This is a genomic window from Bacillus sp. FSL K6-1145 (genome assembly GCF_038003425.1).
Classification (GTDB): Bacteria; Bacillota; Bacilli; order Bacillales; family Bacillaceae; genus Bacillus; species Bacillus pumilus.
The window spans coordinates 2,147,649-2,168,715 of record NZ_JBBOPC010000001.1 but is presented as its reverse complement, the minus strand read 5'-3'; the positions used below and the strand labels follow the sequence as shown (position 1 = coordinate 2,168,715).

21 protein-coding genes are annotated in these 21,067 nt (G+C 42.2%); 14 read left to right on the top strand and 7 right to left on the bottom strand.

Going from position 1 to position 21,067, the window contains the following annotated elements; genetic code table 11:
- Positions 1–7 precede the first annotated feature (7 nt).
- Positions 8–1,129 carry a M20/M25/M40 family metallo-hydrolase gene (locus MHH41_RS10850; RefSeq protein ID WP_050943793.1) on the top strand — a complete coding sequence of 374 codons (1,122 nt, stop codon included), beginning with the start codon at positions 8–10 and terminating at the stop codon, positions 1,127–1,129.
- A gap of 14 nt (positions 1,130–1,143) precedes the next feature.
- Positions 1,144–1,608 carry a chemotaxis protein CheW gene (locus tag MHH41_RS10845; protein ID WP_003215942.1) on the top strand — a complete coding sequence of 155 codons (465 nt, stop codon included), beginning with the start codon at positions 1,144–1,146 and terminating at the stop codon, positions 1,606–1,608.
- Positions 1,609–1,644: 36 nt separating this feature from the next.
- Here MHH41_RS10845 and MHH41_RS10840 read toward each other — a convergent pair whose 3' ends face one another.
- Positions 1,645–2,466, bottom strand: coding sequence for a membrane protein insertase YidC (locus tag MHH41_RS10840; protein WP_445661613.1), 822 nt, complete (start codon positions 2,464–2,466; stop codon positions 1,645–1,647).
- A 26-nt stretch (positions 2,467–2,492) separates the two neighbouring features.
- Complete coding sequence (locus MHH41_RS10835) at positions 2,493–2,774, bottom strand: hypothetical protein (RefSeq protein WP_003215677.1); 282 nt, start codon at positions 2,772–2,774, stop codon at positions 2,493–2,495.
- A 97-nt stretch (positions 2,775–2,871) separates the two neighbouring features.
- Here MHH41_RS10835 and MHH41_RS10830 point away from each other — a divergent pair, with 97 nt between their 5' ends.
- The 9 genes from MHH41_RS10830 (at position 2,872) to MHH41_RS10790 (ending at position 11,832) form a co-directional block, all read left to right on the top strand.
- Positions 2,872–4,128 carry a DNA polymerase IV gene (locus MHH41_RS10830; protein ID WP_340866318.1) on the top strand — a complete coding sequence of 419 codons (1,257 nt, stop codon included), beginning with the start codon at positions 2,872–2,874 and terminating at the stop codon, positions 4,126–4,128.
- Between the two features lie 98 nt (positions 4,129–4,226).
- Positions 4,227–5,636 carry an NADP-dependent phosphogluconate dehydrogenase gene (gndA, locus tag MHH41_RS10825; protein WP_106029174.1) on the top strand — a complete coding sequence of 470 codons (1,410 nt, stop codon included), beginning with the start codon at positions 4,227–4,229 and terminating at the stop codon, positions 5,634–5,636.
- A 119-nt stretch (positions 5,637–5,755) separates the two neighbouring features.
- Positions 5,756–6,604: a GRP family sugar transporter gene (locus tag MHH41_RS10820; RefSeq protein ID WP_170966017.1), complete on the top strand. Its 849-nt coding sequence runs from the start codon at positions 5,756–5,758 to the stop codon at positions 6,602–6,604.
- A gap of 12 nt (positions 6,605–6,616) precedes the next feature.
- Positions 6,617–7,402 (top strand): SDR family oxidoreductase, encoded by a 786-nt coding sequence (locus tag MHH41_RS10815; RefSeq protein ID WP_003215568.1) that lies wholly within the window; start codon positions 6,617–6,619, stop codon positions 7,400–7,402.
- A 144-nt stretch (positions 7,403–7,546) separates the two neighbouring features.
- Positions 7,547–7,858, top strand: coding sequence for a PTS sugar transporter subunit IIB (locus MHH41_RS10810; protein ID WP_044141029.1), 312 nt, complete (start codon positions 7,547–7,549; stop codon positions 7,856–7,858).
- Between the two features lie 3 nt (positions 7,859–7,861).
- Positions 7,862–8,194 carry a PTS lactose/cellobiose transporter subunit IIA gene (locus MHH41_RS10805; RefSeq protein ID WP_012010488.1) on the top strand — a complete coding sequence of 111 codons (333 nt, stop codon included), beginning with the start codon at positions 7,862–7,864 and terminating at the stop codon, positions 8,192–8,194.
- Positions 8,195–8,219: 25 nt separating this feature from the next.
- Positions 8,220–9,566, top strand: coding sequence for a PTS cellobiose transporter subunit IIC (celB, locus tag MHH41_RS10800; RefSeq protein ID WP_050943798.1), 1,347 nt, complete (start codon positions 8,220–8,222; stop codon positions 9,564–9,566).
- Positions 9,550–10,956 carry a glycoside hydrolase family 1 protein gene (locus MHH41_RS10795; protein WP_411512299.1) on the top strand — a complete coding sequence of 469 codons (1,407 nt, stop codon included), beginning with the start codon at positions 9,550–9,552 and terminating at the stop codon, positions 10,954–10,956. The genes celB and MHH41_RS10795 overlap by 17 nt, the downstream gene beginning before the upstream one ends.
- 153 nt (positions 10,957–11,109) lie before the next feature.
- Positions 11,110–11,832, top strand: coding sequence for a GntR family transcriptional regulator (locus tag MHH41_RS10790; protein ID WP_137055001.1), 723 nt, complete (start codon positions 11,110–11,112; stop codon positions 11,830–11,832).
- A 46-nt stretch (positions 11,833–11,878) separates the two neighbouring features.
- Here the strand turns inward: MHH41_RS10790 and zwf are convergent, their stop codons facing one another.
- Complete coding sequence (gene zwf, locus MHH41_RS10785; protein ID WP_003216112.1) at positions 11,879–13,354, bottom strand: glucose-6-phosphate dehydrogenase; 1,476 nt, start codon at positions 13,352–13,354, stop codon at positions 11,879–11,881.
- A gap of 221 nt (positions 13,355–13,575) precedes the next feature.
- Here zwf and rnz point away from each other — a divergent pair, with 221 nt between their 5' ends.
- Positions 13,576–14,505, top strand: coding sequence for a ribonuclease Z (gene rnz / locus MHH41_RS10780; protein WP_137055003.1), 930 nt, complete (start codon positions 13,576–13,578; stop codon positions 14,503–14,505).
- Positions 14,506–14,644: 139 nt separating this feature from the next.
- Complete coding sequence (locus tag MHH41_RS10775; RefSeq protein WP_050943801.1) at positions 14,645–15,952, top strand: aminotransferase class I/II-fold pyridoxal phosphate-dependent enzyme; 1,308 nt, start codon at positions 14,645–14,647, stop codon at positions 15,950–15,952.
- A gap of 45 nt (positions 15,953–15,997) precedes the next feature.
- On the opposite strand, the gene MHH41_RS10770 is transcribed toward MHH41_RS10775, so the two are convergent.
- Both MHH41_RS10770 and namA read right to left on the bottom strand, forming a co-directional pair.
- On the bottom strand, positions 15,998–16,762 hold the full coding sequence (locus MHH41_RS10770) for an alpha/beta fold hydrolase (RefSeq protein WP_284907026.1): 765 nt from the start codon (positions 16,760–16,762) through the stop codon (positions 15,998–16,000).
- Positions 16,763–16,881: 119 nt separating this feature from the next.
- The gene (gene namA / locus MHH41_RS10765) at positions 16,882–17,898 is read right to left on the bottom strand and encodes an NADPH dehydrogenase NamA (RefSeq protein WP_340866316.1); all 1,017 of its coding nucleotides are present in this window, start codon (positions 17,896–17,898) and stop codon (positions 16,882–16,884) included.
- Between the two features lie 140 nt (positions 17,899–18,038).
- On the opposite strand from namA, the gene MHH41_RS10760 reads away from it, so the two are divergent.
- Positions 18,039–19,652: a M20/M25/M40 family metallo-hydrolase gene (locus MHH41_RS10760; RefSeq protein WP_340866315.1), complete on the top strand. Its 1,614-nt coding sequence runs from the start codon at positions 18,039–18,041 to the stop codon at positions 19,650–19,652.
- A 157-nt stretch (positions 19,653–19,809) separates the two neighbouring features.
- On the opposite strand, the gene MHH41_RS10755 is transcribed toward MHH41_RS10760, so the two are convergent.
- Together MHH41_RS10755 and proC are read right to left on the bottom strand one after the other, a co-directional pair.
- Positions 19,810–20,082: an antimicrobial peptide LCI gene (locus MHH41_RS10755; protein ID WP_137055006.1), complete on the bottom strand. Its 273-nt coding sequence runs from the start codon at positions 20,080–20,082 to the stop codon at positions 19,810–19,812.
- A gap of 153 nt (positions 20,083–20,235) precedes the next feature.
- The gene (gene proC / locus MHH41_RS10750; protein WP_050943805.1) at positions 20,236–21,063 is read right to left on the bottom strand and encodes a pyrroline-5-carboxylate reductase; all 828 of its coding nucleotides are present in this window, start codon (positions 21,061–21,063) and stop codon (positions 20,236–20,238) included.
- Positions 21,064–21,067: the final 4 nt, after the last annotated feature.

Sequence of the window (21,067 nt, the reverse complement as noted above, 5' to 3'; positions counted from 1 at the left end):
CATCATCATGATCAATGAAAAACGTTTACTAGACGAATTTTTAGAACTAGTTCAGATTGATTCGGAAACAAAACACGAAGAGAAAATTGTGGAAGTCTTAAAAGAAAAATTCTCGCAGCTTGGACTAAAAGTGGTGGAAGACGACTCAAAAGCGAAAACAGGCCACGGTGCAGGCAACCTCATCTGTACACTGGAAGGCACTCAAGAGGCTGATACCATCTATTTCACGTCTCATATGGACACAGTTGTTCCGGGCAATGGCGTAAAACCAGTCATTGAAGACGGCTATGTGAAAACAGATGGAACAACCATTCTTGGTGCTGACGATAAGACAGGACTTGCGGCAATGTTTGAAGCGATCCGTGTGCTGAAAGAGAAGAATTTACCGCATGGAACGATTGAATTTGTCATCACAGCAGGTGAGGAATCAGGACTTGTCGGAGCAAAAGCGTTAGATCCGAAGTTGATGACAGCGGCATACGGCTATGCCCTTGATTCAGATGGCAAGGTCGGAACCATTATCGTTGCAGCGCCAACACAGGCAAAAGTACGCGCAACCATTTACGGGAAAACAGCTCACGCAGGTGTCGCGCCTGAAAAAGGTGTGTCTGCGATTACCATTGCATCAAAAGCCATTGCCAGTATGCCGCTTGGCCGAATTGATGAAGAAACAACGGCGAATATCGGTCGTTTTGAAGGCGGAACGCAAACGAATATTGTGTGCGATCAAGTCGATATCCTTGCGGAAGCACGCTCTTTAGAACCTGCAAAAATGGAAGCCCAAGTAGCGAAGATGAAAGAAGCCTTTGAAAAAACCGCTAAAGAAATGGGCGGAAGTGCCGATGTACACATTGACATCATGTATCCAGGCTTCAAATTCTCTCACGGCGATCAAGTCGTAGAAGTGGCGAAAAAAGCGGCTGCAAAAATTGGCCGTCCATCAGAACTACAGACGAGCGGCGGAGGCAGTGATGCAAACGTCATTGCAGGAAACGGCGTCCCAACTGTCAACCTAGCTGTTGGATATGAAGATATTCATACGAAAAATGAGAAAATGCCGATTGAAGAATTAGTCAAAACAGCTGAAATGGTTCTCGCCATTATCGAAGAAACGACAAATCCATCGTAAAGGCAGGAGACTCTGTGAGCACGCAAAAAATCATTATTTTCCAAGTGGGGCAAGAGGATTTTGGCATCAGTGTAGAGCATATTCGTTCGATTGAGAAGGTCCCTTATTTACAAGAAGTATCGAACCTTCCTAAAGAAATAAAAGGACTCATGTCTTTAAGGGGAGAGGTCATTCCTGTCAGTGACACAGGCGTGATGCTTCACGGAAAGCCTCTTGATGTGAACGAACAGTCCAAGGTGTTGCTATTTGAATTAAACGGACAAATGGTAGGCTGTCTTGTCTCGGATGCAAAAGATATTATTGATATCGAGCTAAGCGAGATCAAGCCATTTCATATGAACACGAAAGCCTCTGAATATTTCTTCGGCGTTGTGGAGAGAGAGAACAAGATGATTTTACAAGTGGACCCGAATAAGTTCCTTGGGAGAATTGAGGACCTCGATCAACTTCCAGAACGGTTAAAAGAAGAATTGGCATAAAGATAATCCCCTTATCAAATGATAAGGGGATTATTTTTATTCAGCAGCTGGGCTAGCTTGGTCGTTTGCCTCAGCTTTTTTTGATTTTGATTTTTGGTACATGACATTTAAAATAATCGTTTGGATTGTGAGTAATAATCCGCTTGTCATCCAGTATAAAGGAAGGGCAGCGGGTGCATTGATTGAAATAAACAGCATCATGATTGGGAAAATCATGCCCATCACTTTGGCTTGCTTCAGCGCAGCCTCTGTCTGGGTGCCTGATTGCTTCGCAAACCTTTGCGTAACATAAAATTGCAAGAAATACATAGCGCCTGCAAAGATTGCGACCAATAGATCGGTTTGTCCTAAGTTAAACCATAGGAACGAATGTGTTGCGATCTCAGGTGTTGAGCGGATCGCTGAGTAAAAGCCAAGAACAATTGGAATTTGAATCAGCATAGGCAGACAGCCCATTGCCAGCGGGTTCACATTGTTCTCTTTGTATACTTTCATCATTTCCATTTGTAGTTCTTTTTGTTTTTCAGGTTCTTTCGTTTTCTTCAATTTGTTTTGAATTTCGTCAATTTGAGGCTTCACTAGTGCCATTTTCTCCTGAATGACTCTTTGCTTCTTAAATTGGTTCGCAAAAAGAGGGAAAATTAGCAGACGGACGATCAAGGTCACGAACATAATCGATAAACCATAATCATCATGGAAGAAGTTCGCAAGCCAAATGATCAGCTCAGAAAAAGGCTGGACAAAATAATGATGGAAAAACCCATCAGAGCTCGTATTCGTTTGCCCACTCGCTGCAAAAGCAGGTGAGGCAATCATCATTAAACATAAAGTCGTACAAATCGTTAATAAACGTTTCAATTCGTTTCCTCCTCATTTTTAAAAAATTAATTAGAGAGAGGAAGCGAATGGTCTTCATCATCGTTTGATGATCGTTTCATTCGAATGACTTTACTAATCCAAGTTGTAATGCGATCATATATGATAAACAGAAAGTCTGTTCGATTCAATAAAGATGCGTCCAACTCTTCCAAACGATGTCCACCGAGGTGTTCGTTCATACGGCAGTCTTTTAATAAAAAAGCAATGCCGATGGCCGTCAGCGCTGGAAGAATAATCGTAAAGAATTCAACAAGGAAAAAGACTTCATTGAATGTATCAATAATCATGATTATCACATCCATTTCATTACTCACAGTGTACTATACACCATATGAAATGTCTATTGGAACAAACATCAAGTCGATAGATTTAGGAGGCAGGCAAATGGCTGATTCTCAAAGGAAGGGTCGAATCATTTTTCATATTGATATGAATAGTTTTTATGCATCAGTCGAGATGGCGTATGATCCTTCTTTGAGAGGGAAACCTTTAGCCATTAGCGGAAATGCGAAAGAGCGTAAAGGGATTGTGGTCACGTGCAGCTACGAGGCAAGAGCGCTAGGTGTAAAGCCCCCGATGCCGTTATGGGAAGCGAAGCGGCTTTGTCCGGGGCTGATTGTCCGTACACCAAACTTTGACCGGTACCGAAGCTCCTCACAAGAGATGTTTACGATACTAAGAGAATACAGCGATTTAGTCGAACCCGTATCCATTGACGAGGGCTATATTGATTTAACGCATACGCCATATGCCGAGCATGCGGTGAAAACGGCTCATGATATTCAAACGAGGCTTGTAGAGGAGCTCATGCTTCCTTCAAGTATTGGCATTGCACCGAATAAATTTTTAGCGAAAATGGCGTCTAATTGGAAAAAACCAATGGGCATCACCATTTTGCGTAAACGAGATGTACCCCAAATGCTATGGCCGCTGCCAGCGGGTGACATGCACGGAGTTGGACAAAAAACGGCTGATAAATTGAAAACGATTGGCATTCATACCATTGAAGACTTAGCGAAAGCAAATGAGTATACACTAAAGGAATTACTGGGTATCAATGGACCGAGATTAAAGCAAAAGGCGAATGGTGAACATGACGGCATCGTGGACCCAGAAAGGATATACGAATTTAAATCTGTCGGTAATTCATCAACCCTTCCTCATGATTCTGACGATCCAGATGAACTTGTCGCGTTAATTGAAAAGCTGTCACAATCTGTGAGTGCAAGGTTAAGGAGAAAAGAAGTGATGGCCAATCGGCTGCTCATCATGATTCGGTACGCAAGCTGGAAAAATATCACGCGAAGTGTCACCCTCACGAATCCGACCGATCGGAAGGAAGACTTATTTGAGGCAGCAAGGCAGTTATTCCTTAAACATTGGAATGATCAGCCTGTGAGACTCTTAGGTGTGACGGGGACAGACCTTGTAGAACGAAAAGCAGCCGTTAAACAGCTTGATTTATTTTCCTATACAGAAGATGCAAAAGAAGAGCCTCTTCAAACCGTTTTAGAAGGACTGAAAGAAAAGTATGGAAAATCACTCGTTCAAAGAGGGATGACCATCAAGGAAAAAGAGAGCAAAACAAGTGGAACAAGTTTTAATAAAGACTTTTTTCAGGACGAAAAAGGAAATGACTAGCCTGAAAACTTGATAAAAGAGGTGGTGTTGTGGTAATTTCAAAGGGTACATCATTTCAGCAGTAATCAATATAGTGTGTTAGAAGGGACGTCAGAATTATGTCAAAACAACAAATCGGTGTGGTTGGACTAGCCGTTATGGGGAAAAACCTTGCCCTTAATATTGAAAGCCGCGGGTTCTCCGTGTCCGTTTATAACAGATCTAGCAGCAAAACGGAAGAATTTCTTCAAGAATCAAAAGGGAAAAACGTTGTAGGCACATACAGCATCGAAGAATTTGTTCAGTCGCTTGAAACACCGCGTAAAATTCTTTTAATGGTAAAAGCTGGTGCAGCAACGGATGCAACCATTCAATCATTACTTCCTCACCTAGAAAAAGGTGACATCTTAATTGATGGTGGAAATACATATTACAAGGATACGCAAAGACGTAATCAAGAGCTTGCGGAAAGTGGTATCCACTTCATTGGTACAGGTGTTTCTGGCGGTGAAGAAGGTGCACTAAAAGGTCCATCGATCATGCCAGGCGGTCAAAAAGAAGCGCATGAGCTAGTGAAACCAATTTTAGAAGCGATCTCTGCGAAAGTAGATGGCGAGCCATGTACAACGTATATCGGCCCAGATGGAGCAGGACATTATGTCAAAATGGTCCATAACGGCATCGAGTACGGAGACATGCAATTGATTTCTGAATCATACTTTATCTTGAAGCATGTGGCTGGCTTGTCAGCAGAGGAGCTTCATGAAGTATTCTCAGAATGGAATAAAGGCGAGCTTGACAGCTATTTAATCGAAATTACAGCTGATATTTTTACAAAAGTGGATGAAGAAACAAACCAGCCGCTTGTGGATGTCATCTTAGATAAAGCTGGGCAAAAAGGAACTGGAAAATGGACGAGCCAAAGTTCTCTTGATCTAGGTGTTCCGCTTCCAATCATTACTGAGTCTGTTTTCGCGCGCTACATTTCAGCAATGAAAGATGAGCGTGTTGAAGCAAGCCAATTAATCGAAGGTCCTAAGCCAGCGCAATCAGCAGAGAATAAAAAAGAGCTGATCGAAGCGGTTAGAAAAGCCCTATTCATGAGTAAAATTTGCTCATATGCACAAGGTTTTGCGCAAATGAAAGCAGCATCTGATGAGTATAACTGGGATTTAAAATATGGTGAAATTGCAATGATCTTCCGTGGTGGATGTATCATTCGTGCAGCCTTCTTACAACAAATTAAAGAAGCATATGACCGTAACCCAGAACTGAAAAACCTATTGCTTGATCCTTACTTTAAGGATATTGCTCAAAGCTATCAATCATCTCTTCGTAAAGTCATTTCACTTGCAGTGGAGCAAGGAGTTCCTGTTCCTTCATTGTCAAGTGCACTTGCTTACTTCGATAGCTATCGCACAGCCGTCCTGCCAGCGAACTTAATTCAAGCGCAGCGTGACTATTTCGGTGCACATACGTATGAGCGCACAGATAAAGAAGGCATCTTCCATACAGAATGGATGAAATAAATATAGAACGACTGAAAAACCTTACCCTTTGGTAAGGTTTTTTTGTGTTTGCATCTTTTCGGCTAAAAATGCGAAAAAGAGGGATGCTATGTAAAAAAGAAAAGAAAGTAGGGGTCGAAGTGGGCATTTTATATGCACTTCTCCCAGCGATATTTTGGGGAAGTATTGTTCTCATCAGTGTCAAACTTGGCGGGAATGCATACCAGCAAACCCTCGGTATAACGCTTGGCGCATTTCTCTTTTCAATTGCAGCCTTCTTTATCAAAATGCCAGAGCTGACACCGCTTATTTTTGCGGTTTCTGTCATTTCAGGCATCTTTTGGAGCATTGGACAAATGAATCAGCTTTCAAGTGTTGCGTTTCTCGGAGTCTCGAAGGCGGTTCCTTTATCAACGGGCATGCAGCTTGTGAGCACTACTTTATTTGGCGTCATAGTCTTCAAAGAATGGCAAACGATGACGGTCATACTCATTGGTTCTTGTGCCATTTTACTGATTATTGCAGGTGTTGTGCTGACATCGCTCGGTCAAAAAAAGAATGGCGGCGGGAACGGTGGAGGCAATTTCAAAAAAGGGATCATGATTCTGCTCATCTCAACCGTTGGCTATGTCGGATATGTTGTTATTTTGAGATGGTTTCATATTGATGGCTGGTCTGCCCTCGTTCCGCAATCGGTCGGCATGCTGCTTTCATCCTTGGCGATTAGTCTCAAGCAGCACCCGTTTAGTAAATATACGTTTAGAAATATCATTGCCGGCCTTGTTTGGTCGACAGGAAATCTCGGACTTCTTTTGGCTATTCCGCTCATTGGTGTCGCCGTAAGTTTTTCGATGTCGCAGACAGGGATCGTTATCTCGACATTAGGCGGCATTTACTTATTAAAAGAGAAAGCATCCAGAACAAGCTTTGTCATTGCAGGCTGCTTGATGATCATTGCAGGCGGCGTGCTGCTAGGTTTTACAAAATAGGAGGGTAAACGAATGTATCCAGATTTAGAAGGGAAAACAGTCCTGATTACAGGAGCTGGTACAGGAATAGGTCAAGCGATGGCGCGCCGGTTTGGACAAGAAAAAGCCAATGTGGTGATCAATTATTTCTCAGATCAAGAAAGTCCAGATGAGACCATTGCGGATATTCAAAAAAATGGCGGACAGGCTGTGAAAATCAAGGGAGATGTCTCAAAGGAAGAGGATATGCAGGCGATGATTGATAAAGCCGTTGATACATTTGGCAGTCTTGATGTCATGATCAATAACGCAGGCATTGAAAATGAAGTGCCTTCTACCGAAATGACGCTAGATAATTGGAACAAAGTCATGTCGACCAATTTAACAGGTATGTTTCTCGGCTGCCGCGATGCACTGAAGTATATGACAGATCACGGAATAGAAGGATCAATCATCAATATGTCGTCTGTTCACCAGCAAATCCCTTGGCCTCATTTCGTGCATTATGCAGCAAGTAAAGGAGGCGCCAAGCTGCTGACAGAAACACTGGCACTAGAATATGCCCCTAAAAAAATTCGTGTAAACAGTATTGCACCAGGCGCCATCGATACCCCGATCAATGCGGAAAAATTCGATGATCCCGCATTGAAAAAAGGTGTGATCGAGCTGATCCCCATTGGTTATATTGGAAAGCCTGAAGAAGTGGCAGCATGTGCTGTCTGGCTGGCGTCAAAAGAGGCAAGCTACGTCACAGGCTTGACACTCTATGTGGACGGCGGCATGACAAAATATCCTGGCTTCCAAGCAGGAAAAGGATAAGAAGAAAGGCAAAGAGCGTACACACACATACGCTCTTTTTTTACATAAAATACAGACAAATAGATCTAAATGTCTAGACATTTAAAAATAAAAATATATAATATTAACTGGAAGCGCTTTTATTACAACAATGGGGTGAGAGAAATGAAACGTATTTTATTAGCATGCAGTTCAGGAATGTCTACAAGTTTACTAGTTACAAAGATGAAGGCTCATGCCGACTCAATAGGGGACGAGGCAGAAATTTGGGCAGTTGGGCAAGATCAAGCGAAAAAAGAAATGGCGAATGCGGATGTTGTGTTAATTGGACCGCAAATGAGCTTTTTAAAAGGGGATCTTCAAAAAGAAGCAACAAAATACGGAATTGCAGTAGAGGTCATCGATATGCAGGCGTACGGGCTTGCCGATGGACAAAAAGCGTATGAACAAGCCGTTACATTGATGGAGGAATCGTAAAGAATGGAAAAGAAAACACTTGAAGGGCTCACGGAGGAACAAGTCAGTTTTCAATTGATCTTACACAGCGGTAATGCACGCAGCAAATTGCTTCAATCTCTTAAACAATTTCGAGAAGGTCAAGAAGATGAGGCATTTGGTCTTATGAAAGAAGCAGAAGAAGATTTACGTCATGCACATGGCATCCATTTTCAACTCGTGCAGCAAGAGGCAGGCGGGGAGAAAACGCCTTTCTCCTTATTGCTCATGCATGCCGAAGACCACTTAATGTCGACTATGACGATCAAGGAGCTTGTGGGAGAGCTCCTGCCGATTTTCCAATCACTTAAACAATAAAGGGTGTAAACAAGGGGGGAAACCAATGTTTGATAAAATAAGTGCTATTTTGGTTCCAATTGCTGGGAGACTGAACAACAACCGCTATTTAGGTGTATTACGGGATGCCTTTATGCTTGCGTTCCCGCTTACTATTTTTGGTTCCATTATGGTTGTGCTAATGAATTTGCCATTTTTAGATAAAATCATGAGTCAAACCGCACTGGAAGGCGTCCAGTCTGCACTGAATATCGCGCCAAGTGCGACCATCAGCATTATGAGTGTGTTTGTTGTATTTGGGATTGGCTACTATTTATCGAAAAGCTATGATGTGGAAGCAGTATTTGGCGGAGTGATTGCATTAGCCTCTTTCCTACTTCTGACACCATTTTTACTAGAACAAGAAGGCGGTGCATCTATTGCAGGCGTGATTCCAGTCGATCGTTTAGGAGCAAAGGGGATGTTCCTTGGCATGATCACAGGCTTTTTGTCTGCTGAAATTTATCGTTATTTTGTCCAAAAGAAATTTGTCATCAATATGCCGCAGGGGGTTCCGCCAGCTGTTGCTAAGTCTTTTGCTGCACTGATCCCGGCTACTTTGACACTCACAACCTTTTTACTGATCAATATCATCATTACACAAGGCTTCAAAACAAACATGCATGACCTGATTTATCATGCGATTCAGGCACCGCTTGTCGGACTTGGAAGCGGTATCATTCCGACCTTGATCGCTGTTTTCTTTATACAAATTCTTTGGTTCTTTGGGCTTCACGGCCAAATTATTATCAACTCTGTCATGGACCCCATTTGGAATACGTTGTCCATTCAAAACCTAGAGAGCTATACAAAAACTGGTGAGGTTCCAAATATCATCAGCAAGCAGTTTATCGAAATTTATACGGTTGGCATGGGCGGAACCGGTATGACGCTAGCTGTTGTGTTTACGATTTTAATTTTCCTGAAAAGTAAGCAATTAAAACAGGTAGCAAAGCTCGGCCTAGGACCAGGATTATTTAACGTCAATGAACCGATTATCTTCGGTTTACCGATTGTCATGAACCCGCTTATTCTCATTCCATGGATTTTGGCGCCAATGGTTATTACATGTATTTCTTATTTTGCGATGGCATCAGGCATTGTACCACCGCCGACTGGCGTGAATATTCCCTGGACCGTGCCGATCTTTATAAGCGGAATAATGGCAACCAATTCACTGGCGGGTGGTCTGCTTCAGCTGTTTAATCTGATGATCGTGTTTGTCATTTGGTTCCCGTTCCTGAAGTTTATTGACCGTATGAATGTGAAAAATGAAAAAATAACCACAACGGAAAAAACGAAGACAACCAACATCAAAGGTGAAGGAGACTCAATACATGTCGATGGAAAATAACAAGCAATCATATACATTCCCAGAAGGTTTCTGGTGGGGATCTTCTGCCTCCGCCACGCAAACAGAAGGCAGCGTCCCTGGTGATGGAAAAGGACCGAATATTTGGGATCATTGGTTTGAGCAAGAGCCGACTCGTTTTTTTGATGGCGTAGGACCGAACGTGACATCTCAATTTTACCGAAAATATAAAGAGGATATTCGTCTGATGAAAGAAATTGGGCACAATTCATTCAGATTGTCCATTTCATGGTCACGTCTCTTGCCTGAAGGGACAGGTGCGGTCAATGAAGAAGCAGTATCTTTTTACAATGATGTGATCAACGAATTGATTGCACATGATATTGAACCGTTTGTGAACCTGTACCATTTCGATATGCCGATGGCACTTCAGGAAAAAGGCGGCTGGGTCAACAGACAGGTAGTAGATGATTATGTGAGCTATGCAGAATTGTGCTTTCAATTATTTGGCGACCGGGTGAAAAAATGGTTTACCCATAATGAACCGATCGTTCCTGTAGAGGGCGGATATATGTATAGCTTTCATTATCCAAACGAAGTTGATTTCCAAAAGGCTGTACAGGTCGGTTATCATGAACTTTTATCAAATGCGAAGGCGATTGCGGCTTATAAAAAGCTGAAGCAAGGCGGTAAGATTGGCATCATCCTCAATCTTACCCCATCTTATCCGAGAAGCCAGAATCCACGCGATGTAGAAGCAGCTGAGATGGCGGATGCCTTCTTTAACCGGTCATTCCTAGATCCTGCGGTGAAGGGACATTTCCCAGAGAAACTAGTAGAGGTCTTAAAGAAAGAAGGCTTTATGCCGAGTATGGAAGAAGGAGACCTTGAGCTCATTCGAGAGAATACCGTCGACCTCCTTGGAATCAACTATTATCAGCCAAGAAGAGTGAAGGCGAAAGAGCATATGCCGCATCCAAATGCACCATTTATGCCAAATCATTATTTTGATGCGTTTGACATGCCGGGAAGAAAAATGAATGTGTATCGCGGGTGGGAAATCTATGAAAAAGGCATTTATGATATATTGAAAAAAGTCCAAACAGACTATGATAATATTGAATGCTTTATTTCTGAAAATGGAATGGGTGTCGAAGGAGAAGAGCGGTTTAAGGATGAAGAAGGAATGATTCATGACGATTACCGCATTGACTTTATCTCTGAGCATCTTAAATGGGTGCATCAAGCCATTCAAGAAGGAAGTCATGTAAAAGGCTATCATCTGTGGACGTTTATGGATAACTGGTCATGGTCGAATGCCTATAAGAATCGCTATGGATTTGTCTCAGTTGATCTTCAAGAAGACGGAAAACGTACAATTAAGAAAAGCGGATACTGGTTTCAATCGGTATCAGAAAATAACGGTTTTTAATCAAGATACTTGCTCTTTCCTTGAAAAGGGCAAGTATTTTTCTTATGTGACGGTAAGTGGATGAAACAAAAATGGCTGGTACCTTTTAAGCTCACTAGGCTTAGTGTAGAATGAGAGGAAGCTATGAAAAAACAAGTCAGTTGGTGGTGTGAGATGAAAAAGTACGAACTCATTTCAGAAGAAATCAGAAAACGAATAGGAACAGCATATTATCCAGAAGATCAACCCATTCCAGATGAAAACTCGCTTGCCGCTGAATTTCAATGCAGCCGAATGACGATGAAGCGTGCGCTCGATCTTCTCGTAGCAGAAGGTCTGCTCTTTAGAAAAAGAGGTCACGGTACATTTATTGTGAAGGCAGCGCTCAATCAAGGGGCTATTAATGTATCAGGACATGAAAATAAAGGGTTCACAAAAGTCATGGCGGATAAAAACGTCACGACTCAAATCATTCACTTTGATGTCCATTTTCCAAGCAAAGAGGTGGCAGCCCACCTATCCATAGACTCCACCACACCCATTTATGACATCATCCGTCTCCGTCTTGTGGACGAGGAGCCATACGTATTAGAAAAAACGTTTATGCCCGTCAATCTTATTAAGGGAATAGATGAAGAGGTTCTATTGGGATCAATCTATGGCTACATATCAAATGATTTGAATTTAAAAGTGGCAGGAGCGCATAAGAAAATTAGAGCGGCTAAATCAGATGAGCTTGACCAGCAATATTTAGGCTGTGACCCAACGGATCCTGTGCTAGAGGTCGAACAGGTTGCTTATTTAAACACAGGCCGGCCGTTTGAGTACTCCTTTAGTCATCACCGCTATGATAAGTTCGACTTTTCAACAGTTGAACTTACGAAAACAGGACGTTAAAAAAAGAGCAGAACCCCCAAGGGAGACTGCTCTTTTTTATATCATTTTATATATTCCACCAATGATACCCATCTTTTTCTAGAAGCTGATCGGCTTCTTTCGGTCCCATAGAACCAGCAGGATAATTTGGTTTTAATGTTTTGTTTTCTGCCCATTTCTCAGAAATCGGATCCACAAAGTTCCAAGAAAGCGCCACTTCATCCCAGTGAGCAAAGTTCGTAGCATCGCCTAGCAAGCAGTCATGAATCAGCTTTTCATAGGCTTCTGGTGTGTTCATGATGTCGTTATAGTTTGTTTGGTAGTCGAGCTTAATCGGCTTTGCAAATGTACCGCCATCAAGCTTGCGAGCGTTCAGGTGAAGGGTAATGCCTTCATCTGGCTGAATGTGAATGACGAGTAAGTTTGGATGCATGGAATTTCCGTTACCATAGTACAGGTTCATTGGAATGTCTTTAAATTGAACAACAATTTGAGTAGATTTCTTTTCTAAACGTTTTCCAGTACGAATGTAAAATGGCACGCCGGCCCATCTAAAGTTATCAATGAGCAGTTTCCCTGCAACGAATGTTTCCGTGTTTGAGTTCGGGTCAACATTTTGCTCTTCAAGATACGAAGGAACCATGCCGCCATCAACCGTACCAGCATCATACTGTCCGCGGACAAAGAATTGATCGACCTCATCTTTAGAGAAAGGACGAAGAGCGCGTAATGCTTTCCGTTTTTCACTACGGATTTCCTCGGTATTCAGCTTAATTGGCGGCTCCATTGCTAAAAGTGCAACCATTTGAAGCATATGGTTTTGGACCATGTCTCTTAGTGCACCTGAACTTTCGTAATAGCGGGCCCGGTCTTCAACCCCTAATGATTCACTAGATGTAATTTGAATGTTTGAGATATATCGGTTTGTCCAAAGTGGTTCAAAGATGGCATTTGCAAAACGGATGACCTCAATGTTTTGAACCATTTGTTTACCGAGATAGTGGTCAATACGATAAATTTGATCTTCAGAGAATGCATCTCGAATTTCTTCATTTAACTTTTTCGCACTTGGCAAGTCATGGCCAAATGGTTTTTCGATGACAAGTCTTGACCATCCAGTTGTTTTTGATACACCTTCACTTTTTAGGAACTTTGCAATCGTTCCGAAGAATTCCGGTGCCATCGCTAAATAGAACATCCGGTTGTTTGGGATACTGTACGTATCTTCAAGGCCTGCTAGAAGTGTGTTAAGCGATTGATAGGAAGCAGGGCTTGATACGTCAAAGTCGTGATAATAAAAATGTGAACTGAATTCCTCTATTTTCGCTTCTGCATCATCAGAAGAAACAGATTCTTTCACCACAGCTCTTAGATCCTCATGAGACCACGGACGGCGTCCAACACCGACCACGGCGAATTGATCGCCAAGTTTTCCGCTATGATAAAGTCTATGTATAGAAGGGTAGAGCTTGCGTTTGGCAAGATCTCCTGTTGCGCCAAAAATGACAATGACTGCTTTTGGATTGTTAGTTTCTGTATTCACGAAAAGTACCTCACTTTATTCGTAGCATTGTTGTAAAAACCGAGAATGTATGTACATTTTCTTTATTTTAAAGGTTCATTGTTCGTAAAGCAAACATTTGATTCGACTTTTTCTGCTCTCGTTTGACTTTTTTCGAAAATTCCGCTGAATTCACATTTACCTTGTCTTCATGTATTCTATATGAATAAAGATATTGTATACCGGCTTTAGGAGGAAAAGTAATGGAACTGCTCTTTTTAGGAACTGGTGCAGGCATTCCTGCGAAAACTAGAAACGTCACTTGCACTGCGCTAAAGCTTTTAGAAGAAAGAAAAGCAGTGTGGCTTTTTGATTGCGGAGAAGCGACGCAGCATCAAATATTACATACAACGATTAAACCGAGAAAAATTGAGAAAATATTTATCACTCATATGCATGGTGATCATGTATACGGTCTCCCAGGACTGCTCGGCAGCAGATCCTTCCAAGGCGGAGAGGATGAACTAACGATCTATGGACCTAAGGGCATCAAAGCGTTTGTGAGCGCAACACTTTCAGCTACACAAACGCATTTGACATATCCGCTGCATATTATAGAGATAGATGAAGGGATCGTATTTGAAGATGATACCTTTCAAGTAGAAGCAAGACGAGTATCTCACGGTATTCCAGCTTACGGCTATCGGGTAGTGGAAAAAGATGTACCAGGTGCATTAAAAGCCGAAGACCTAAAAGAAATCGGTGTAAAACCTGGACCTTTGTATCAGAAGTTAAAAAATGGGGAAACCGTGACACTCGAAGATGGAAGAATCATTGATGGAACCGATTATTTGGAACCCCCTAAAAAAGGGAGAATCGTTGCATTTTCAGGAGATACCCGTTTATGCGAGAATATAACAAGGCTTGCCAAGGATGCGGATGTGTTAGTCCATGAAGCAACATTCGGTAAAGAAGATGCTGATCTAGCCTACAATTATTATCACAGCACAACAGAACAAGCAGCGAAAACAGCGCAGGAAGCAAGCGCAAAAAGATTAATTTTGACCCATATTAGTGCACGTTACCAAGGAGAAGAGGCACTAAAACAACTATTGAAAGAGGCCCGCGATATATTCCCGCTGACAGAAGCTGCGCAGGATTTCTCTTCTTATTCCATTGACCGCACCCTGTAAAAATTGGATGAATCGTCAAAAAAAGTTGTGTGATTTTTTTGATATTTATAATGACTCTCTTTTTCAGGTAGTGGTAAAATGGTGAAGAAAAAACAAATGACGAATGAAACTATGAAGAATACGGGAGGCACAATCAAAGATGAGCGGTTTTACAGCGTTAAGTGAAGCAGAATTAAATGACCTATATGCAGCACTACAAAATGAGTACGAAACGTATAAAAGTAAAAACTTACACTTAGACATGTCTAGAGGAAAACCTTCACCAAAACAGCTCGATTTGTCTATGGGCATGCTCGATGTTGTGACATCAAAGGATGCGATGACGGCTGAAGATGGCACAGATGTGCGTAACTATGGCGGTTTGACAGGTCTTCCTGAAACGAAGACATTTTTTGCAGATGTGCTCAATCTGAAACCAGAACAAATCATCATCGGCGGTAATTCCAGCCTTAATATGATGCATGATACCATTGCCCGTGCCATGACCCACGGCGTATATGACAGCAAAACACCTTGGGGAAAGCTGCCAAAGGTGAAATTCCTTGCACCAAGCCCAGGATATGATCGTCACTTTTCCATTTGTGAGCTATTTAACATAGAGATGATCACGGTAGATATGAAAGCTGATGGACCTGATATGGATCAGGTCGAAAAATTGGTCGCAGAGGATGAAGCGATTAAAGGCATTTGGTGTGTACCAAAATATAGCAACCCAGATGGCATTACGTATTCAGATGAGGTGGTTGACCGCCTTGCTTCGATGAAAACAAAAGCAGACGACTTCCGCATTTTTTGGGATGATGCATACGCAGTTCATCACCTAACTGATACGCCTGATACATTAAAAGATATTTTTCAAGCAGTAGAGGAAGCAGGGCACCCAAATCGTGTGTTTATGTTTGCGTCTACTTCTAAAATTACATTCCCAGGCTCAGGTATTGCACTCATGGCATCTAGCCCGGATAATGTGAGCTTTACTCAAAAACAATTATCGATTCAAACGATTGGACCAGACAAAATCAATCAATTAAGACACCTTCGTTTCTTCAAGAATCCAGAAGGCTTGAAGGAACATATGAGAAAACATGCTGCGATCATTAAGCCAAAGTTTGACCTCGTTCTTTCTATTCTTGATGAAACACTTGGCGGGAAGGACATTGCAGAATGGCACAAGCCAAATGGCGGATATTTTATTAGTTTAAATACGCTCGATCATTGTGCAAAAGCTGTTGTGCAAAAGGCAAAAGAAGCTGGTGTGACCATGACAGGTGCAGGCGCGACTTATCCTTATGGAAAAGACCCGCTTGATCGTAACATTCGCATTGCGCCAACGTTCCCATCACTTGAAGAACTAGAGCAAGCGATTGACATCTTTACATTATGTGTTCAGCTTGTCAGCATTGAAAAGCTGCTGTCTAAAAAAAGCCAGTCAGCTCCAACGGCATAAAGAAAAAAACTCCTTGACGCAAAACTAGTCAAGGAGTTTTTGTTTTTAATTGGCTGTTTGATAATAGGAAACAGGTTGTTTGGCTGCGCACCATACATCATAGATTGCAAGCTGCACAATATGCGGTTCATCATGATGAATATAGTGCGAGCTGTTCTGCGCTTGAATCCATCCGCTTTGGGATGACAACGACAGCATCCGTTTATGAAGTCTGAGCCAAGCCTCGTGCGCTGGATGAAACAATCGGCTCTTACCTGATGAAATGACAAGAAGCGGCATCATCCCATAATGGGTTTGTTCCTCTTTTATTGTGCTGAGCATTTGCTGAAAGTCCTCATGCGTACATTCTGCTGTAAATTGCGCCATATATGAAGAGCGTTCTTCCTTTGATAAAAGCGGCAGGATGACCTGTTCTTGCTCCTCACTTGCCGGGTCTAACAGCACCATGCCAATGACCTCATCTCCTCTGCGGCTTGCCCATAACCGGCTGACAAGAGAGCCAAATGAGTGAGCCACAATGAGAAAGGGCGGCTGAATATTGGCTTCTTCTAGCAGTGCATCTAAATCATCTGCAAGATCATGCAATGTTCTTCCTTCACTACTGTCACTGCTTTTTCCATTTCCTAATCGATCATATAAGAAAACCCCAAGCTCAGGATCAATATCACGGGCCATATTCGACCACGTATCACCCGAAATGCCGTAGCCTGCTTCAAAGATAATGGTGGCTTGCCTTTTGCCCTGACGATGTTTTGTATAAAAATGATGTCCATCTATATGATACATTCTTTCAATCATTGCCGAGTTCATTCTTCCATCTCCTCTAAGTGGTTCTTTAGCTAAAAGACGGCACAAAAGGCAGATATGTTTCTCTTAAAAACAAAAAAGATGCCTATTTCAAAAAATAGACACCTTTTTCCTATGCATTTTTACCAAGCGCGGTCATATTGACGCGGGCCTTCGATGGATGTACGAAGCTCTTGGGCAGCTGTTTTTGGAAAGTATGGATCCCGTAAAAATTCTCTGCCTATAAAAATTAAGTCTGCACGCTGATTTCGTAAAATCTCCTCTGCCTGTACACCAGATGTGATCAGACCGACAGCACCTGTTTGGATACCGGCACCTGCTTTGATTTTTTCTGCGAAGGTGACTTGGTAGCCAGGGAATGTGCTGATTTTTGCCTGTACGACAGCGCCTGAGCTGACATCGATTAAGTCGACACCTTGTTCCTTCAGCCATGTAGCAATGCCAATGTAATCGGCAATATCAAGTCCTTTTGTCGTGTAGTCAGAGGCAGACACACGGACAAATAATGGTCCGTTCCATACTTCATTGACTGCATCGACGACTTCTCTTAAGAAACGATAACGGTTCTCTGGTGAACCGCCATAATCATCTGTTCGGTGATTTGCCAGCGGTGAAAGAAATTCATTAATCAAATAGCCATGCGCCCCATGAATTTCAATGATGTCAAAGCCGGCTTTTTTTGCCCGGACAGCGGCATCCTGAAACGCCTGAACGGTATCTTTGATTTGATCGACGGACATCTGGGTAGGGATTTTAGACTGTTCATCAAATGGAAGGCTAGATGGTGCCAGGATGTCACCATCTAGTTCAGCTTTACGTCCTGCATGAGCCAGCTGGATGGCTGTCTTGGTTCCGTATGCTTTGATTTTTTCGTTTAATGAAGCGAAGCCTTCAATGTGCTCATCACTCCAAATGCCGAGGTCTTGATCACTAATTCTTCCCTCGGGGGAAACGGCACTTGCCTCCACCATGATCAGGCCAGCTTGACCTTGGGCACGGGAAATATAATGTGTAAAGTGGAAAGGCTGTAATTTCCCATCACGATCATAGGATGAATACATACACATCGGGGACATTACGATGCGGTTTTTCAGCGCAACACCTTTTAATGTCCAAGGTGAAAAGAGTTTTGTTTCCAAATACCTTCGCCTCCTCATAGAATTGTATAGCCGATTATAACAGCCATTCAAACTTTCGTCATAAAAGGTGCTCAAAGAATATAGCTTTTATACACGTTTTTGTATAATGGAGAAATAGAGAAAGCAAAGGGGGAGAACGAATGAAATGGCAAACAGAGAGTGAACGAAAGGAACTGCTCACAGCTCTTATGCAGTATGAAAGCATATCGGGTACAACTGGAGAAGTGGCGTTAGCTGAATATTTATATTATTTACTGAGGGAGCGGCCTTATTACAAGCAGAATCCTGATCATTTGGCTTTGCATCCGATGAAAGATGGCCGGTATTATTTAACGGCGCTTGTAAAGCGCAGTTCGCTTTCTCGTACCGTTTTGCTGCTTAGTCATTTCGATGTCGTCGATACAGAAGATTACGGTGAATTTCAAAACATGGCATGCAAGCCTGAAGAGTTAATGGCATCATTTTCTCAAAAAAGTGCGCTTCTCCCAAAAAGAGCAAGAGAAGATCTAGCTTCAGGTGACTGGTTATTTGGAAGAGGTGCCATGGATATGAAGGCAGGTCTTACGGTACAGCTGTCCATGCTGGAAAGAGCGATGGCAGAGACATTTGATGGAAATGTCCTACTCGTCACAGTCCCGGATGAAGAAGTGAATTCTCAAGGAATGCTTGAAGCTGTTCCAAAACTAAAGGAGCTTAAGGAAAAGCATGACCTTGACTATACCGCGTGCTTAAACAGTGAGCCTATGTTTGAAAAGTATCCAGGTGATGAACATTATTATATGTATACAGGCAGTATAGGGAAGGTGCTGGCCGGATTTTTCTGCAAAGGAATTGAAACACATGTAGGAGAGCCGTTCTCAGGCTTAAATGCGAATTTTATGATATCTGCATTAAATCGGCTGTTAGAGCTGAATAGTGATTATTGTGAGGAAGTAGATGGTGAAGTCACGCCGCCCCCAACCAACTTAATGCAAAAAGATCTAAAAGAAGCCTATTCCGTTCAAACACCTCACACAGCTGTTTCTTTATTTAATGTGCTGATGATGAATCGTTCAAGTGAAGAACTGCACGGACTTCTTTATGACACGGCGAAACAAGCAGCAGACCAAATCGAAGCTGATCTTAAACAAAAAACAGCAGAATTTCAGCGCTTTAAACCTTTTACACCGATTGATACGAGGATTACCGTTCTCACGTATCATGAGCTGTATCAAAAAGCTGCTGAACGCTCAGGTAAACAGGAGGTTGAACGCATTGTAAACTATGCGTTCGCCAATCGAGGTGAGCTTGGAGATCGTGATTTTTCAACCAAAATCGTCTCTGAGCTGACGACGCTTTGTAAGGAAGATGGGCCGCTCATTGTTCTATTTTATAGTCCACCATTTTATCCAGCGGTTTCCTCAACGGAAGATCCGCATATCCAAGCAACCTTAAAGAGGATTCAAATAGAGGCAAAGAAGAGTTATGGACTTGAAATAGAAGAAGTGAAATATTTCCCGGGATTATCTGATTTAAGTTACTTACAGCTCGAAAAACAGGAAGTAGGTCATTACACGACCAATATGCCGCTTTACCAGAAAGGCTATTCTTTACCGGAAGGAGAAAAGGGAGCACTTTACGTTCCAGTTATTAACGTGGGCCCATTAGGAAAGGACCCGCACAAATGGACAGAGCGGCTGCACATCCCGTTCTCATTCGGCATTTTGCCAGAATTACTAGAATCAGCGATTCATGCTTTGTTAGAGAAAAAGTAAGTCTTGTTTATGTATGAGATCTCTAGAGCCTTTGAAAGCTTATGTGCTTTTGAGTCGAGGATGTAGAGTAAATGAAGGTTAATGAGGAAAGAAGAAGTGGAGAGAATGTTTCATTACTTTAAAATAGATAAAGGGAGCCATAGGCTCCCAATTAGGATTATACTCGTCTACCCTCATAATGAGCTGTCCAAGTTCCATCAGAATTTTTAGTGATGCCTTTTAGATACCATTTAATCCCATCTTGTTCGAATGAATTGGCAAAAATACCAGTATTGTTGGTAATATCCCATGTGTAAAGTTGAGCTTTAAAATCACTTGTAACGTGGACATCCTCTGCGTTAGAATGTGCACTTGTAGCAAATGCAGGTGCTGCGGAAAAAAGTAAAGCGAGTGACAATGCGGATCCAGTAAGAACCTTAACTAATTTCATTTAAAACACTCCTCTTCCTCATTTTTGTGGTACATATAAGTAATTCTATATTAGGTAATATATTCCTTGTTAATATTTGTTAATTATTTGTGAAAAATCACTCATTAGATAAAAATAAAAAGCACCTGTCATCAAAACAGGTACTTTTCTCTATCATTTATACGTGCTTGCTGAAAACATTTCGTTTAATTCTGCTGCGCGTTTTGTTGCGGTTTTGACACAATCGACAACGGCTTCTTCAAATTGATAGGCAGCAAGTGTGTTCAGGCCGGCTTCTGTCGTTCCGCCTTCACTTGTGATTTCTTTGCGCAGTTCAGCAGGTTCTTTACCGCTGCTTTCAAGCATGTTTGCGGCGCCTGCAATCATTTGGCAGATGAGCAGCTTCGCTGTTGCTTGGTCCATCCCAAGTTCTGAAGCGCCTCGCTCCATTCCTTCAATCAAATGATAAATGAAGGCAGGACCGCTTCCTGCAATAGCTGTAACAGCATTAAGCTGTGATTCATCTAATACCGTCACATGACCGATCGTTTCAAACAGCTCGATTGCTTTATTCTTTTGATCCTCTGTCACTTCTTGACTGACGGCAATGCCTGTTGCTGATTGCTGAATGGCGGCTGATGTATTTGGCATCGCGCGAACCACCGCAGTCTTCTCGCCAGCATAGTGTTGAATCGTTTCAATAGAGATGCCTGCTAAAATCGAAATGATCAGCTGCCCTTGTAAATGAGGCCGAACTTCAGATATCCCGCTTTCAGCATCTTTCGGTTTTAAAGCAAATACGAGAATATCCGCTTCTTCATAAATAAAAGAACGAGAGAAATCCGTTTTGACCCCATAACGCACCTTTAATTCTTCTAGACGTTTTTCATTCGTTTTGTTTGTGACAATAATATCTTCGTTTGACATGATGCCGCTTTTTAATAAACCTTTCATCATCGACTCTGCCATTGAGCCTGCACCAATAAATCCAATTTTACTCATAAGC